Here is a 15,172-nt window from a genome sequence, read left to right as displayed (position 1 = left end):
GCGTTCAGCGCCGCCCATTCGGCGCTGAACTGGCCCGCCCGGCCGGCCGCGACACCGCCCGCATCCGGCCGGTGTCCAGCGGCGAGTAGTCGCGAACGGGCCGGCCGGCCCGGTGACCGGTCCGCCCCAGCGGCAACCGGTGCGGACCGGTCTGGTCGGCCGCGATCGGTTGGCGGTCGCGCGGGCGACCGGACGGGGCGCGGCCGGCCATCGGCGCGGCCTGCAGCAGGTACCCCGCGGTGCGAATGATCTCCAGCGATTCCCGGATGGGGTTGGGCCGCACCGGCCGCGGCCGGCGGGCCTGGCCGAGGACGTCCAGGTCACGCAGGACCCGCTCGACGGCCTGCAGAACGGGTTCGGACAGCTCCCATCCGTTGGCCGAGCCGTCGGGCCGGGTATCCATCATCCGCAGGTCGTCGGCCCGGTCCCGGGCGTCCCGGAGCCGCTCCAACGCCACGGCCAACGCGCGCTCGCTGCCGGCGACGTCGTCCGTCCCTTCGTCGAGAGCCAATTCGCCGAAGGCCTCGATGCCCGCCGCGACGTCGGCGAGCAGGGCCGCAAAGACGAGTCGCAGGTCCTCGCCGCGTTCCGGATCGACGGTCGGATGGTCGCGCACGCCGTCCTGGATCGAGCGGAACATGCTGCGCACCGTGACTGTGGTGTGCTCGAGCGCGTCCAGCTCGGCCCGCAGATTTCCTCCGGTGTCGGGTCCGACCAGGGCCCGCGCGTTGAGCCGGCGGCCCGCCTCGGCCAGACGCAGCGCCTTGTCGATCTCGGGGACGTTCCGGGACAACCGGCGGGCATCGTCCATCCACCGGACCGCCTGCTGCTCGCTGATCGGCTCGGCCAGCTCGGTTGACGCGGTCCGCAGCAGCCGGGCGAGCTGGCCGGCGAAGCGGTGGACCGCCCGGGCCGCCGATACGTCGCCGATCCCGGGCGGGAACGCCAGATTGACCGCCAGACCGACCGCCACGCCGATGAGCGTCTCGAAGATCCGGTCCATCGCCGCGGCCTGGGCGCCGCCGACGGCCAGCACCAGCATCCCGCTGATCGGCACCTCGAGCATGTGCGGTCCCAGCCGCAACAGCTGGCCGACCAGGAGCGACAGCGCGACCAGCACGCCGAGCGACCACCAGGTCAGGCCGACCACGCTGGAGAACAGCACCGCCAGGAGGACGCCGACACCGACGCTGATGATGCGCTGGAAACCGCTGGTCAGGCTGTCCTTGAGGGTGATCTCCACGACGAGCAGTGCGGTCAGCGGCGCCAGGATCGGCGCGGTGCCGGGGACCAGCAGGAGGGCGACGACGAACGCGGCCACGGCCGCGCCGGTCAGGCGCAGGGCCCGGCCGGCGGCCGACCGCCCGCGCAGACGCAGGCGGGTCAGCCCGGCGTCCACGAGACGACGAACGGTGCTGAGCATTCCGGACTGCCCTCCTTCAACGGGGCGAGCGGCTTCGGACCGCTTCGTGGACCGGTCCACTGCGGACCAGCCCTGTGCAGACGTCTCAGGTCGGGCAGTGGATGGGCGTCCGTGATGTGATCTCCCACATCCGAGGTGCCCGAGCCATGTAGAGGATTGCCGTCGATGGACCTGCACGAATCGATGCACCGGCTGGCGCAGGCCCACCGGATCGCCACGGAGTTCTGGGACTGGCAGGGCCGACACGTGACCGTGCCCGACGGGACCATCGCCCGGGTGCTGGCCGCGCTCGGGGTGGACGCGGGGAGCCCGGAGGCCGCCGAACAGGCGCTGCGGGACAGCGACGACGCGGCGTGGCGGCGGATGCTGCCGCCGACCATGGTCATCCGCTCGGGGTGGGGACCGACGGTCGACGTCCATGTCCGCGCCGGTGAGGACGTCGCCGTCTGGATCGAACTCGAGGGTGGCGCGCAGCACGGCAACCTGCGTCAGGAGGAGAACTGGTCGCCCGACCGGCTGATCGCCGGCCCGGCCGAGGACCGGTGGGTGGGCGAGGCCACCTTCCGCATCCCGGACGACCTGCCGACCGGCTACCACCGGCTTCGGGCCTGGTCCGCCGGTGACGAAGCGTCCTGCGCCCTGATCGTGACCCCACCGTGGGTCGGCATTCCGGACCGGATGGGTGGGCGCAGCTGGGGGATCGCCACCCAGCTGTACAGCGTCCGGTCGGCGCAGTCGTGGGGGGTCGGTGACGTCGCCGATCTGGCCGACCTGGCCGTCTGGGGGTCCGCGCAGCTGGGCGCGGATTTCGTGCTGATCAACCCGTTGCACGCGGCCGAGCCGTCCGGGCGGATGGAACCGTCGCCGTACCTGCCGACCACCCGGCGCTTCCAGAACCCGATCTACCTGCGGGTCGAGCGGATCCCCGAGTACGCCGACCTGGCCCCGGCCGATCGGGCGACGGTGGACGAGCTCCGCGCCGCGCTGCACGCCGACCTCGACGATGTCGACGCCATCGACCGCGACCGGGCGTGGGCGGCGAAGGCGGCGGCGTTGCGACTGGTCCACGCCGTGCCCCGGACCGCGGGCCGCGAGTTGGCGTATGCCGCGTACCGGGAGCGGGAGGGTGCGGGGCTGGACAACTACGCGACCTGGTGCGCGCTGACGGACCGGCACGGCCCCGACTGGCACGAGTGGCCGTCGGAGCTGCACCATCCGGCGGGACCGGCGGTGCTGGAGTTCCGCGCGGCGCACGAGCGGGACGTCGACTTCTACCGGTGGTCGCAGTGGGTGATCGACGAGCAGCTGTCGGACGCGCAGAACGCTGCCCGGCGGGCGGGCATGTCGATGGGCGTCATGCACGACCTCGCCGTCGGCGTCCATCCGGAGGGCTCCGACTCCTGGAGCCTGCAGGACGTGTTCGCCTCCGGAATGACGGTGGGGGCACCGCCGGACGCGTTCAATCAGGCCGGTCAGGACTGGGCGCAACCGCCGTGGCGGCCCGACCGGCTCGCCGAACTGGAGTACGCGCCGTTCCGGGACATGGTGCGGACGGTGCTGCGGTCCGGCGGCGGGGTGCGGGTGGACCACATCATCGGGCTGTTCCGGCTGTGGTGGATCCCGGCGGGGCTCGGGCCCACCGAAGGCACCTATGTCCGGTACGACCACGAGGCCATGATCGGCATCCTGGCGCTGGAGGCCGTGCGGGCGGACGCCGTGGTCGTCGGTGAGGATCTGGGCACCGTGGAGCCGTGGGTGCGCGAGTACCTGGCCGAGCGCGGCATTCTCGGCACCTCGATCCTGTGGTTCGAGTTCGAGTTCGACGGGGACGGACGCCCGCTGCGGCCCGAAGGGTGGCGGGAATACTGCCTGGCCTCGGTCACGACCCACGACCTGCCGCCCACCGCCGGGTACCTGGCCGGGGACCACGTCCGGCTCCGTGACTCGCTCGGGCTGCTCACCCGGACCCTCGACGAGGAACTGGCCGCCGACGACGCCGAACGAGCGGCGTGGATCAACGAACTCCGGGTCCGCGGAGCGTTGACCGACGCGATGGCGTCGGCGGTGACCGACACCCTCGACCCGGGCGCTCCCGACCCGGCCGGCCGCGAACTGGAGGCCACCATCCACGCCCTGCACCGCTACCTGATGTGGACCCCGTCGCGGCTGATCTGCGTCAGCCTGAGCGACCTGGTGGGCGACCGGCGCACGCAGAACCAACCGGGCACGATCGACGAGTACCCGAACTGGCGGGTGCCGCTGACCGGCCCGGACGGTTCCCCGCTCACCCTGGAGCAGGTGTTCTCCTCACGTCGCGCCCGCCGGCTGGCCGCGGTCGTGAACGAATCCTGACCCTGCCGGTCAACGGACCCTGACCGCGCGGATCAACAACGCCGGCGCGGGTCAACTCACCCCGAATGAGACGGGTGGGACGAGAGTTGACGACTTCATCCGCGCGGCGGGTTCGGGCCCGTGTTCGGTCCGGCGGCCGAGTCCGCGGTTCGGGTCACCCCCGGGCGAGCCGGTCGGCGGCGGCCCGGGCGGCCGCGCCGGGGTCGTCGGCCTCGGTGATCATCCGCACCACCACTGCCCGGCGGGCGCCGCGGGCGATCACCTCGTCCAACCGGTCCAGGTTCTCGATGCCCCCGATGGCGAACCACGGCCGCGCGTCCTGGTGCGCCGCCGCGTGGTCGAGCAGCGACAGCCCCGCCGCCGGCCGCCCCGGTTTGGTCGGGGTGGTCCAGGTCGGGCCGGTGCAGTAGTAGTCGACGCCGGCCTCGCCGCGAGCCGCGTCCGCCTGACCCGGGTCGTGGGTCGACCGGCCGATGAGGACTTCGTCGCCGACGATCCGGCGGGCGATCGGCACCGGCAGGTCGTCCTGGCCCAGATGCAGGATCGGCGCCCCGGCGGCCAGCGCGACGTCGGCCCGGTCATTGACCGCCCACAACGTGCCGTGCCGGGCCGCGGCGTCGGCGAACACCTCCAGCAGGCGCAGCTCGTCGCCGGCCTCCAGACCCTTCTCCCGGAGCTGCACGATGTCCACGCCGTTGCTCAGGACGGCATCGAGGAAGTCGACCAGGTCGCCCTGCCGGGCCCGGGAATCGGTGCACAGGTACAGCCGGGCGTCGGCGAGGGCCCGGCGGGGGCCTGCCGGGCCGGAGCCGGAGCCGGAGCCGGGGTCGGCGGGGCGGGGCGATGGGTGCAGGTCGGGCTCGGTCACCGGCGACACCCTACGGTGCTGCGGGTGGCAACCCCGTGGCACGTCGAGGCGCCGGTGGCGACCCGGCCCGGCGCCCGGCAGGATGCTCCGCACGTGCGCCATCACCGATCGAGTTGCCACCTTCGACCCTCGGCCGTCGCCGAAGTGGGCGGACGGTGGCGAGTCGATCCGCAGGGGGGTCGGGTGAGGCGGCCGGTGAAAAGGCCGGCCGGTGGGAAGCGGGTCGACCGGCATCGCGCCCCGGTTGCATCCCGGTCGCACGCCCGTTCCGCATCGTCGTCGCGTGCCGTAGGGTCGGCGGTGCACGCGGGAGCCCGATGGATCGGGCTGAGAGGGTGGCTGCCAGCCGCCGACCGTCCGACCTGAACCGGATCATGCCGGCGTAGGGAGTTTGCCCTTCACCCGGGCCGGACGAATCGGCTCGCTCGCCGAGTCCTCCGTCGCGCTGAGCGAAGGGACGCCGGGTGGAGAAGAGCGGGCGAGCGCGTTCGGCGGTCGACGTCCTGGTCGTCGGGGCCGGCGTGATCGGCCTGTCCGTGGCCTGGCGCTGCCGTCAACGCGGCTTGTCGGTGACCGTGGTCGACCCGGCCCCCGGCTCGGGCGCCTCCCGCACGGCGGCCGGCATGCTGGCCCCGGTCACCGAGTTGCACTACGGCGAGCAGCCGTTGCTGGAACTCAATCTCGCCTCGGCCGCGCGGTATCCGGCGTTCGCCGGCGAACTCGAGGACGTCACCGGCCGGTCCATCGGCTACCGCCGCACCGGCACGGTCGTCGCCGCCTGGGATGCCGCCGACCTGGCCGCGCTGCGTGACCTGGCCGGGTTCGCCGGCACCCTCGGTCATCCGGTGCAGGCGCTGACCGGCCGCGAGCTGCGGTCGCTGGTGCCCGGGATCGCCCCCGGGCTGCCCGGCGGCCTGCTGGCCCCCGACGACCATCAGGTCGACAACCGGCGGCTGCACGCCGCGCTGCTGGCCGCGGTGACCGGTGCGGAGGCGCGGCTGGTCGACGCACCCGTCGCCCGGATCGACGTCGGCGGCGGACGGGCTCGTGGCGTGATCACCGCGGACGGGACGTCCCTGCCCGCCGGGACCGTGGTGCTGGCCGCCGGAGCGCATTCCGGCCGGGTCGCCGGGTTGCCGGACGCCGATCGGCCCCGGGTGCACCCGGTGCGGGGGCAGACGCTTCGGCTGCGGATGTCGGCGGACACCATGCCGCCGCTGATCGTGCGCGGCACCGTCAAGGGCTCGCCGGTCTACCTGGTACCCCGCGCGACGAGCCTGGAAAGCGGACCGCCGACCGGCGAGCTGGTGATCGGTGCCTCGTCGGAGGAGGCCGGCTTCGACTGCACGCCGCGGGCCGGCGCCGTGTACGAGCTGCTGCGGGACGCCCAGTCGCTGCTGCCCGCGGTGTCGGAGGCCGAACTGGTCGAGGTGAGCACCGGGCTGCGGCCGGGGTCCCCGGACAACGCGCCGCTGATCGGGCGATCCCGGACCGAGGGCCTGGTCATCGCGACCGGCCACTACCGCAACGGGGTGCTACTCACCCCGATCACCGGCGACGGCGTCGCCGCCCTGCTCGCCGACGGTGCGCTGCCGCCGGAGCTGCTCGCGTTCAGTCCGGAACGATTTGCCCCCCAGGAGGTTCGATGAACGTCACGGTCAACGGTCGGTCGCGTGAAGTGGCCGTCGGCACCACGCTGCACGTGCTGGTCAGCACCGAGACCGGTGGGGGCCGGGGCGGCGCGGCCGCCCTGGACGGTGACGTGGTGCCCCGCTCGCTGTGGCCCGACACCGCTTTGCGCGACGGCAGTGTCATCGAGATCGTGACGGCGGTGCAGGGCGGATGAGTACCGTGGTCGACTCGGGCAGCGCGTCCGATCCGTTCGTCATCGCCGGGGTGCCGCTGGCGTCACGGCTGCTGCTCGGCACCGGCGGTGCCGCCAGCATGACCGTCATCGAGGATACGATCGCCGCGTCCGGCACCGCGCTGTGCACGGTGTCCATGCGCCGGCACGGGATCGCCACCGAGGGGTCGCTGCTCGATGTGCTGGACCGGCATGGGGTGCGGATCCTGCCGAACACCGCGGGCTGCCGCACCGCTCGGGAGGCGATCCTGACCGCGGAGCTGGCCCGCGAGGCGCTGGAGACGCAGTGGGTCAAGCTCGAGGTGGTGGCCGACGAGTTCACCCTGTTGCCCGATCCGCTGGAGCTGCTGGACGCGGCGGAACAACTGGTGGCCAAGGGTTTTGTGGTGCTGCCCTACACCAACGACGACCCGATCCTGGCCCGCCGGCTGCAGCAGGTCGGGTGCGCCGCGGTGATGCCGCTGGGCGCGCCGATCGGCAGCGGCCTGGGACTGACCAACCCGCACAACATCGAGCTGATCGTGTCCGAGGCGACCGTGCCGGTCGTCCTGGACGCCGGCATCGGCACGGCGTCGGACGCGGCGCTGGCCATGGAGCTCGGGTGTGACGCCGTGCTGCTGGCCTCCGCGGTCACCCGCGCCCAGGATCCGGCGTTGATGGCCGCGGCGATGCGCCACGCCGTGCTCGGGGGTCGGGCGGCCCGGCGGGCCGGCCGGATCCCGAAACGGGTGCACGCGCAGGCGTCGTCACCGGTGCAGGGGATGGCGGTGCTGTGAGCCTTGCCGCGCGGTGAGGCCCGCGGCGCAGTGAGGCCCGCCGCGCGGTGAGGCCCGCGGCGCGGTGAGGCCCGCGGCGCAGCCCGACCGGGGAACCTCCGGCTGCCCCTGACGGCCGGATGTTCCCGCCAAGAAGGCCGCAGACGCCGAACCGCCCGGTTCGGATACCCCTCGCGGGATCCGAACCGGGCGGTTGCGGTAGCTCTTGACCTGCCGTCAGCGGAGTTGGGCCCCCGGCGACGTCAGCGAGTCGTTCAGACGGACGGCTTGACCGCGGTCAGGAACTTCTCGGTGTAGGACTTCTGGTTGGCAACGAGCTTCTCGGTGAAGTCGAAGTAGGCCGCGGAGACCTCTTCGACGGTCGGCAGGCCCTCGGGGGTCGGCAGCGACGGCACGTTCTTGGCGGCATCCTTGGCGGCCTCCGGGATGGAGGAGGTCACGCGGGAGATGGCGTCGAGCGAGGCGTCCTGGATCTTCTGGATCGCGGCGAGGTACTGCTCGGCGGCTTCCTGAGCCTGCGAGGCGAAGTCAGACATGGTGTTTCCCTTCGATTGTCGGAGTGGTGGTGACTTGGATGGTTCCTCATCAACACCGTCCTGCGTAGTCTACCAAGCACTGCGCGGTAGGTCAAGCAGGTGGATCTACATTTTGTTGCGGGAGCGAACGCGGCTCGGTCGGTGCACCGCCGGCATCCTCGGACTGCATCATCCCGGTGACGAACCGCGGGCCGCGCCCGGTGATCTCGTCCAGGTAGGCCATGACGAAAACCGGCCGGACCCGGCCGTCGATGCCGATGATCCGGTACCGGATGGCGGCGACGCCGCCATCGGTCAGCAGGTGCCGCCAGGCCGCGATGAATGCACCCCGGTCGGCCGGATGGCGCCGGGCCAGCAGCAGCCGGGTGCTGGGCCGGGCCGGCGGTCGGGCGGCGGGGTCGAAGCCGTGCAGTTCGAAGACGCCGGGCGACCACCACCACTGACCGGAGACGAGGGACAGCCGGAAACCGCCCTTGATGCCGGCCGGAGGTTCGGTGTGCTCCCGGATGTGAATCGCCGTGAGCGCGTCATCGTCGACCGACGCTCGCGTCTTGCTGACCATGGCCCCGCTCCCTCCGGCCACACTGGATCTCCCGACACAGGTATAGCCCTGTCCCGGGGAAAAAGATCCCGTTCTGTGACCAGATGAACGCGAACGGCGCACGCCCGGGCGAGTCGCCCCGCCGGACGTGCGCCGTCGGCCGGCCGGCTCGATGCAGCTGGGCTGATCGAGGACCGGGCGAGCGCGGTGGATCAGGGCGCCTTCTGCTTGACGTAGCTGCCGGGAGCCTCCTCGAGCGGGGCGAACTGGGCGCTGCCGAGCTTGGCGCGGGCCTTGACCTCGTTGCCGGCGTGCGGGGCCAGCCACTCGTACCAGGTCGGCCACCAGCTACCCGGCACCTTCTCGGCGGCCTCGAACCAGGCGTTCGGGTCGGCCGGCGTGCCGCCGCCGTCGGGGGCGATCCAGAAGTTGCGCTTCATCTTGGCCGGCGGGTTGATGACGCCGGCGATGTGGCCGCTCGCGCCCAGCACGAAAGACGCGTTGCGCAGCAGCTGGGTGCTCTCGTACGCCGACGTCCAGGGGACGATGTGGTCCTCCTTCGAGGCGTAGACGAACACCGGGATGTCCAGCGCGCCCAGGTCGACCTTCTCGCCGAGCATCGTCAGCGCGCCCGGCTCGCGCAGCTTGTTCTCCAGGTAGGTGTTGCGGATGTAGTAGCAGAACATCGGGCCGGGCAGGTTGGTGTCGTCGCTGTTCCAGTACAGCAGGTCGAACGCCGGCGGCGCCTGGCCCTTCAGGTAGCCCTTGACCACGTACGGCCAGATCAGATCGTTGGCCCGGAGCGCGGCGAACACCTGGGCCAGCTCGCTGCCCTTGAGCAGGCCGCCCTGGCCGATGGCCTTCTCCCGGGCGGTCACGCCCTCCTTGGTGACCAGCAGGCCGATCTCGCCCGTGTCACTGAAGTCCAGCAGGGTGGTCAGCAGGGTCAGGCTGGCCACCGGGCTCTCGCCCCGCGCGGCCAGCACCGCGAGCGCGCTGGTGATCAGCGTTCCGCCGATGCAGAAGCCGAGCGCGTTGATCTTGTCGGCCTTGCTGATCTTGAGCGCCGCGTCGATCGCGGTCAGCACGCCCTGCTCCAGGTAGTCGTCCCAGGTCAGGCTCTCCTGCGACGGTCCGGCATTGCGCCACGAGACCAGGAATACGGTGTGGCCCTGGGCGACCGCGTGCCCGACGAACGAGTTCGCCGGCTGCAGATCCAGGATGTAGTACTTGTTGATGCACGGCGGCACGATCAGCAGCGGCCGCTTGAACACGTTCTCGGTGGTCGGCGTGTACTGGATGATCTGGATCAGCTCGTTCTGCAGGACCACGCTGCCGGGCGTCGTGCAGACGTTGACGCCTACCTCGAAGGCATTCTCGTCCGTCATCGAGATGCGGCCCTTGGCCAGGTCCTCGGTGAACAGCTTCATGCCCTCGGCCAGGCTGGCCCCGCCGGTCTCCATGGCCAGCTGCAACGCCTCCGGGTTGGTCAGCAGCGTATTGGCCGGGCTGAGCGCGTCCGCCACCTGCCGCAGGGCGAAGCTCCACTGCGCCTTCGACCGCTCGTCGATCGGCGACGCATCGAGGGCCTTCTGGGCCAGGTCGGTCTGGGCCAGGTAGGTCTTGGCCACCAGTTCGTAGCGCGGATCCTTGGCCCAGGCGTCGTCGCTGAACCGACGGTCCTTGATCGCATCGCCCTGATCGGCGCCGCCGAGGAACGGTGCCCAGAACGACTTCATCGTGTCCATCTGCCACTGGGTCATCTGGGCGACGGACTTGGTCCACGGCGCGGCGGCCGCGGACAGGGCCGCCGACGTGTTCGCGACGTCGCCGGTCGGCCACAGCACCATCGGCGGTTGCGTCTTGATCAGATCGGTCAGCCAGCTGGTGGGATCCGGCAGGGGTGAGGTCATCGATTGCTCCCTGGTGACGACGGCACGAGTACTCCGGATGGCACTGGTCAACTCGGCTCCTGCGTCGCCGAGTGCGTCCGGTGCCCTCCTTGGGTGCTGATGGTGGCCTGGCACGCTCGGCCACCGTAGAGCCTGCCATGTCGAGCCGCGGGATGCCGTTTCTGTCCCACTGGCCGGGGTGACATCCCGGCTGACGCCACGATGACGCCACAATGACGCCACAATGACGCCACGGCAGGGTCGCACTGACCTCGTAGTGACGCCAAACAGGTCAGTCTTGACGCCGCTCATCAACGGGTGGATAGTCATTGCATGACTAGTCCGCGCAGGACGTCGATCCGGCCCAGCCCGCTGACCCTCATGGTGCTGGTGCTGCTGGCCGAGGCGCCGATGCATCCGTACGAGATGCAGCGGGTGATGCAGGCCCGCGGCAAGGACGGCGTCGTCCGGGTGCAGCGTGGGTCGCTGTACCCCGCGGTGGAGCGGCTGGCCGCCGCCGGGCTGATCGAACCGGTCGAGACCGAACGCGAGGGACGGCGTCCCGAACGCACCGTGTACCGCATCACCGAGGACGGTCGGGAGACCGCCGAACTCTGGCTCACCGCGATGCTGCGTGATGTCCGCAACGAGTTCACCGAGTTTCCCGCGGCACTGTCCTTCCTGCCGCTGCTGTCCGCCCCGGAGGCCCGGGCCGAGCTGACCGCCCGGCTGGTCGCGCTGGGCAAGAGCATCGGCGCCCTGCGGTCGGTCACCGACGGGTTGATGGAGCGTTTCGCCCTGCCGCGGTTGTTCCTCATCGAGTCCGAGTACCAACTGGCCATGCTCGAGGCGGAGTACGCCTGGGTCAGTTCCGTCGTCGACGACATCGCCGCCGGGCGGCTGGCCTGGGACGCGGAGCAGATCAACGAATGGGTCGACGGGCTCGCCCGGGCCGGCACGATCGTGCCCGGCATGGCGCGGCCGATGACCGGCGGCCCCGCCCCCTGATCGTCGCCCGAGCGTGCGAGGCCGCCATGGAGGCAACAGGACCGGGCGCAGTCAATCTGGCGACGCAAGAGCCCGATTGCTCAGCGCGGTCCTGACTGGCCGGCGGCGGGTCGGTGAGGTGCGCCAACACCCCACCGACCCCGGCGCGGACAAGCGGTCCGCACCCTGCACCGCGAGGCGGACATCAACCGAACCGACGGCAACAACCACCCACAGCGCAAGGAGATTTTCCCATGTCCACGTCAATCCCGGAGCCCGGCTCCGGCTCGGTCACCGCGACCGGCGTTCCGATCCACGGCCATCGACCGGTGCGTCCGGTGCTGGTCATCACCGTGTTCTGCCTGGGTCTGTTCATGACCCTGCTGGACATCACGATCGTCAACATCGCCATTCCCGACCTGGTCACCGACCTGAACGCGACCCTGGAGACGGTGCTCTGGGTCGGGTCGGCGTACTCGCTCACCTACACCGTCCTGCTGATCACCGCGGGTCGGTTGGGCGACATCCACGGTCCGCGACGGCTCTTCCTGATCGGCCTGACCGTTTTCACTGCGGCCAGCCTGGCGTCGGGACTGTCCCAGACGCCCGGTCAGCTGATCGCGTTCCGCGCGCTGCAGGGCGTCGGGGCCGCGCTGCTGGCGCCGCAGGGGTTGCCGATCATCACCTCGATCCTGCCCGCGGCCAAACGGGGACCCGCCTTCGCCGCGACCGGCATCATGTCCGGGCTGGGGGTGCTGGCCGGGCCGACCCTGGGCGGCTTCCTGGTCACCAACGCCGGCTGGCGGTGGATCTTCTTCCTGAACATCCCGATCGGCATCGTCACGTTGATCCTGGCCTTCGTGTTCATGCCCGACGTGCGGCCGGGGCGCAAGCATCGGCTGGATCTGGTCGGGGTCGCGCTGCTCACCGTGGGTCTGCTCGGTGTGGTTTTCGGGCTCATCGAGGGGGAGCGGTACGACTGGGGAACGGTGGTCGGCTTCGTGACGATCCCGCTGATCATCGGGGTCGGCGCGGTCTTCCTCGGGTTGTTCCTCTGGCGGCAGGTCCGCACCCAGGACCGTGAGCCGTTGCTGCCCTTTGTCGTGTTCGGGGACCGCACGTTCACCGTCATGACCCTGGTCCTGCTGGCCATGGGGTTCGCCATGGTCGGGGTGTTCCTGCCGATGACGATCTACTACCAGTCCGTGCTCGGGCTGACCGCGGTGGCCGCGGGGCTGGTGATCGGCACCCAGTCGGTGGCGATGATGATCACCTCCGGGGTGGTCGGTGGCCTATCCGGCTCAGGGAGGATCAACATGAAGTGGGTGCTGATCGCCGGTTTGCTGCTGTTCGCCGCCGGCATGATGTACGTGGTGGCGGTCGCCGCACCCGACTCCGGGCAGTGGACCTTCGTGCCCGGCCTGATCACCGCCGGGATCGGTCTGGGCTGCGTGTGGACGCCGGTGTTCGGACTGGCGACCCGGGACATGCCACCGTCACGGGCCGGCATCGGCGCCGGTGTGCTGGACACCGTGCAGGAGTTCGGCGCGGTGCTGGCCACCGCGATCCTCGGTGCGCTGCTGGCCAACCGGCTGGCGTCCGCTCTGGTCAGCCAGGCCTCGGCGGCCGCGGCCGGGTTGCCCGAGGCGGCCCGGGCCCCGTTCGTCGACGGCCTCACCCAGGCGGCGAGCGGCGGCCTGCAGGTCGGCGCGGGTCAGGCCCAGGAGGCGCTCCCGGCCGATGTCCCGGCGGCGGTGGCGGACCAGATCAGCGCGGCCGCGCACCACGCGTTCGCGGCTGCGTTCACCGACGCGATGGACCCGGTGATCCTGGTGGCCGTCGGGGTCATCCTGGCCGCGGCCGTGGCGGTGCTGTTCGTGCGGGACGGGGCCGGGGACCGGAGCGCGGCGCCGTCCGGCGGGGCGAGCGACGCCGCCGCGGAGATCGCCGCCTGAGGGTGCCTGCCGACGGGTGGTCTACCGACGGGTGCCCGCGGAACATCGGCCGGCGTGAGGCCGGTGGATGTTCCGCAGGCAGGTTTCGCGCCCACGTCAACGCACACACGGACGCGAACGCCCGGCCGGGGAACGGGATCTCCGGCCGGGCGTGCGTCGGTGACGAGCGCCACCGATCGGATCACTTCACCTCGCGGGTCAGCACCCGGCGGGTGCCGATCGCCAGCGGCAGGCCCACCCAGACCAGGACGCTGGTGCCGAGCTTGGCCCAGTCGGTGCCGGTCATCTCGCCCGAGATCAGCGGCATCGTGGTCAGGTTGATGTTCAGCCAGCCGATCGCGTCCAGTGCGCTCGGGGCGAGCCCGGCGACGATGGTCCAGACCGTCGGCAGCACCAGGGACGCGACGATCGCCACCGGGGTGTTGAGGAAGGCGAAGCCGAAGGCGACGCCCAGCAGGACGAACACCAGCACGACCAGCACGGTGCCACCGAGCACCGGCAGGGTCAGGTCCCAGGCGGCGCCGGCGACCAGCGTCGCCGTCACCGCGCCGAGCAACGCCACGGCGAACACGCCCAGGCTGAGCAGGACGGCGGCGACGAGCTTGGCGGCAACGACGCGACCGCGGCGGGGTTCGAGAGCGAATGTCACCAGGCCGGTGCGCTGCGACCACTCGGCGGTCGCGCCCATGATCCCGATGATCGGGACCAGCAGGCTCAGCGGCAGCACGGTGGCGCCGAGCAGGTCGGCCAGGCCGTGTGGTCCGGTACTCCAGATCAACGTGCCGACGATCATCGCCACGGCAGCCGCGGCGGTGACGGCGAGCAGCGCCCGGCCGGCCCGGGTGTCGGTCATCTTGCGCAGTTCGACCCGGGTCAGCCGGGTGAACGGGATGGGACGGATGGCGGCGTCGATGCGGGTGGTGGGGTCGGTGGACGGGGTGGCGGCCACGGTCGTCATGCTGCGATGCCTTCCTGGGCGGTGGAGCCGGTGCGGTCGTGGTCGGCGGTGAGCTGCAGGAACATCTCTTCCAGGCCCTGTGCGCCGGCCGTGCCGAGGTGGGTGAGGACGACGCCCGCCTGCAGGGCGATCCGTCCGATCAGTTCGGTGGGGGCGTCGGCGGCCAGCCGGTCGCCGTCGCGGCGCACGGTGACGCCGGCGGCGGTCAGCGCGCCGGCCAGGGCGGCGTCGTCGGTGGAGCCGACCCGGCTGCCCTGCGTCGTCAGCAACTCGTGCTTGGCACCCTGCGCGACGATGCGGCCGCGGCCGATCATGACCAGGTCGTCGGCGATGATCTGCACCTCGTGCAGCAGGTGCGAGGACAGCAGCACGGTGCCGCCCTGGTCGGCGAAGCCGCGCAGCAGCGAGCGCATCCAGTGGATGCCCTGGGGGTCAAGGCCGTTCGCCGGTTCGTCCAGGATCAGCACCTGGGGGTTGCCGATCAGTGCGCCGGCGATGCCCAGCCGCTGGCGCATGCCCAGCGAGTAGTCCCGGACGCGTCGCTTGGACTCCTTGGCGGTGAGGCCGACGAGCTCCAGCGACGAGTCGACCGCCGGGCCCGGAATGCCGAGCTGGAGGGCGGCCAGGTTCAGCACCTCGCGGCCGGTCCGGCCGGGGTGCTGCGCGGAGGCGTCGAGCATGACGCCGACCTGCCGTCCCGGGTTCGGCAGCTCCCGGTAGGGGCGACCCAGCACCAGGGCGCGGCCGCCGGTCGGCACGGTCAGCCCGGCCATCATCCGCATGGCGGTGGACTTGCCGGCCCCGTTCGGGCCGAGGAACCCGGTGACCGAGCCGGGCCGGGCGGTGAAGGTGATGCCGTCGACGGCCGTCGTGCCGCCGTAGCGCTTGGACAGGTTCTCGATCTGGATCATGTCTTCAGCCTGCCGTCGCCCGGCCGCCGGCGAATCGAGCCTTGGTCTAGATCGACCCCCTACTTTGGTCTACGCCGGTTCGCCCCGGAGGTCGCTGCCGTCCGGACCG

General features: G+C 71.7%; 13 protein-coding genes and 1 riboswitch. Of the genes, 6 read left to right on the top strand and 7 right to left on the bottom strand.

Going from position 1 to position 15,172, the window contains the following annotated elements; all coding sequences use genetic code 11:
• Positions 1-4: 4 nt before the first annotated feature.
• Entirely contained in the window at positions 5-1,423 is a 1,419-nt protein-coding gene (locus tag ACILSK_RS04550; RefSeq protein ID WP_395725942.1) for an aromatic acid exporter family protein, read from the bottom strand.
• A gap of 165 nt (positions 1,424-1,588) precedes the next feature.
• On the opposite strand from ACILSK_RS04550, the gene malQ reads away from it, so the two are divergent.
• Positions 1,589-3,775 carry a 4-alpha-glucanotransferase gene (gene malQ / locus ACILSK_RS04545; RefSeq protein ID WP_395725941.1) on the top strand — a complete coding sequence of 729 codons (2,187 nt, stop codon included), beginning with the start codon at positions 1,589-1,591 and terminating at the stop codon, positions 3,773-3,775.
• 154 nt (positions 3,776-3,929) lie between these two features.
• Here malQ and thiE read toward each other — a convergent pair whose 3' ends face one another.
• On the bottom strand, positions 3,930-4,541 hold the full coding sequence (gene thiE / locus ACILSK_RS04540) for a thiamine phosphate synthase (protein ID WP_395726155.1): 612 nt from the start codon (positions 4,539-4,541) through the stop codon (positions 3,930-3,932).
• 398 nt (positions 4,542-4,939) lie between these two features.
• Positions 4,940-5,049: riboswitch (TPP riboswitch) on the top strand.
• A gap of 58 nt (positions 5,050-5,107) precedes the next feature.
• On the opposite strand from thiE, the gene thiO reads away from it, so the two are divergent.
• The 3 genes from thiO to ACILSK_RS04525 are packed head-to-tail and all read left to right on the top strand — an operon-like array spanning position 5,108 to position 7,283.
• Positions 5,108-6,292: a glycine oxidase ThiO gene (gene thiO, locus ACILSK_RS04535; protein WP_395725940.1), complete on the top strand. Its 1,185-nt coding sequence runs from the start codon at positions 5,108-5,110 to the stop codon at positions 6,290-6,292.
• Positions 6,289-6,489: a sulfur carrier protein ThiS gene (thiS, locus tag ACILSK_RS04530; protein ID WP_395725939.1), complete on the top strand. Its 201-nt coding sequence runs from the start codon at positions 6,289-6,291 to the stop codon at positions 6,487-6,489. Before thiO ends, thiS begins: the two co-directional genes overlap by 4 nt.
• Positions 6,486-7,283, top strand: a complete 798-nt coding sequence (locus tag ACILSK_RS04525; RefSeq protein WP_395725938.1) for a thiazole synthase — start codon at positions 6,486-6,488, stop codon at positions 7,281-7,283. Before thiS ends, ACILSK_RS04525 begins: the two co-directional genes overlap by 4 nt.
• 254 nt (positions 7,284-7,537) lie before the next feature.
• On the opposite strand, the gene ACILSK_RS04520 is transcribed toward ACILSK_RS04525, so the two are convergent.
• The 3 genes from ACILSK_RS04520 to ACILSK_RS04510 form a co-directional block, all read right to left on the bottom strand.
• Positions 7,538-7,819: a hypothetical protein gene (locus ACILSK_RS04520; protein ID WP_395725937.1), complete on the bottom strand. Its 282-nt coding sequence runs from the start codon at positions 7,817-7,819 to the stop codon at positions 7,538-7,540.
• Positions 7,820-7,910: 91 nt separating this feature from the next.
• Positions 7,911-8,381 (bottom strand): PAS domain-containing protein, encoded by a 471-nt coding sequence (locus ACILSK_RS04515; RefSeq protein ID WP_395725936.1) that lies wholly within the window; start codon positions 8,379-8,381, stop codon positions 7,911-7,913.
• 191 nt (positions 8,382-8,572) lie between these two features.
• Complete coding sequence (locus ACILSK_RS04510) at positions 8,573-10,273, bottom strand: PHA/PHB synthase family protein (RefSeq protein WP_395725935.1); 1,701 nt, start codon at positions 10,271-10,273, stop codon at positions 8,573-8,575.
• Between the two features lie 312 nt (positions 10,274-10,585).
• Between ACILSK_RS04510 and ACILSK_RS04505 the strand changes: the two genes are divergently transcribed.
• Entirely contained in the window at positions 10,586-11,260 is a 675-nt protein-coding gene (locus ACILSK_RS04505) for a PadR family transcriptional regulator (RefSeq protein ID WP_395725934.1), read from the top strand.
• Between the two features lie 233 nt (positions 11,261-11,493).
• The gene (locus ACILSK_RS04500) at positions 11,494-13,194 is read left to right on the top strand and encodes a DHA2 family efflux MFS transporter permease subunit (RefSeq protein ID WP_395725933.1); all 1,701 of its coding nucleotides are present in this window, start codon (positions 11,494-11,496) and stop codon (positions 13,192-13,194) included.
• A gap of 181 nt (positions 13,195-13,375) precedes the next feature.
• On the opposite strand, the gene ACILSK_RS04495 is transcribed toward ACILSK_RS04500, so the two are convergent.
• On the bottom strand, positions 13,376-14,152 hold the full coding sequence (locus ACILSK_RS04495) for an ABC transporter permease (protein WP_395725932.1): 777 nt from the start codon (positions 14,150-14,152) through the stop codon (positions 13,376-13,378).
• Positions 14,149-15,063, bottom strand: a complete 915-nt coding sequence (locus tag ACILSK_RS04490; protein WP_395725931.1) for an ABC transporter ATP-binding protein — start codon at positions 15,061-15,063, stop codon at positions 14,149-14,151. Before ACILSK_RS04490 ends, ACILSK_RS04495 begins: the two co-directional genes overlap by 4 nt.
• Positions 15,064-15,172: the final 109 nt, after the last annotated feature.

Origin of the sequence: Nakamurella sp. (assembly GCF_044224575.1) — a bacterium.
In the GTDB taxonomy this organism is placed as follows: domain Bacteria; phylum Actinomycetota; class Actinomycetes; order Mycobacteriales; family Nakamurellaceae; genus Nakamurella.
This window is presented reverse-complemented; position numbering and strand designations above follow the sequence as displayed.

Excerpts from the sequence above, each read along its gene's own strand:
- thiS (WP_395725939.1), top strand. The coding sequence starts at position 6,289 with ATGAACGTCACGGTCAACGGTCGGTCGCGTGAAGTGGCCGTCGGCACC.
- ACILSK_RS04550 (WP_395725942.1), bottom strand. The coding sequence starts at position 1,423 with ATGCTCAGCACCGTTCGTCGTCTCGTGGACGCCGGGCTGACCCGCCTG.
- ACILSK_RS04505 (WP_395725934.1), top strand. The coding sequence starts at position 10,586 with ATGACTAGTCCGCGCAGGACGTCGATCCGGCCCAGCCCGCTGACCCTC.
- ACILSK_RS04515 (WP_395725936.1), bottom strand. The coding sequence starts at position 8,381 with ATGGTCAGCAAGACGCGAGCGTCGGTCGACGATGACGCGCTCACGGCG.
- malQ (WP_395725941.1), top strand. The coding sequence starts at position 1,589 with ATGGACCTGCACGAATCGATGCACCGGCTGGCGCAGGCCCACCGGATC.
- ACILSK_RS04520 (WP_395725937.1), bottom strand. The coding sequence starts at position 7,819 with ATGTCTGACTTCGCCTCGCAGGCTCAGGAAGCCGCCGAGCAGTACCTC.
- ACILSK_RS04510 (WP_395725935.1), bottom strand. The coding sequence starts at position 10,273 with ATGACCTCACCCCTGCCGGATCCCACCAGCTGGCTGACCGATCTGATC.
- ACILSK_RS04525 (WP_395725938.1), top strand. The coding sequence starts at position 6,486 with ATGAGTACCGTGGTCGACTCGGGCAGCGCGTCCGATCCGTTCGTCATC.
- ACILSK_RS04495 (WP_395725932.1), bottom strand. The coding sequence starts at position 14,152 with ATGACGACCGTGGCCGCCACCCCGTCCACCGACCCCACCACCCGCATC.
- ACILSK_RS04500 (WP_395725933.1), top strand. The coding sequence starts at position 11,494 with ATGTCCACGTCAATCCCGGAGCCCGGCTCCGGCTCGGTCACCGCGACC.
- ACILSK_RS04490 (WP_395725931.1), bottom strand. The coding sequence starts at position 15,063 with ATGATCCAGATCGAGAACCTGTCCAAGCGCTACGGCGGCACGACGGCC.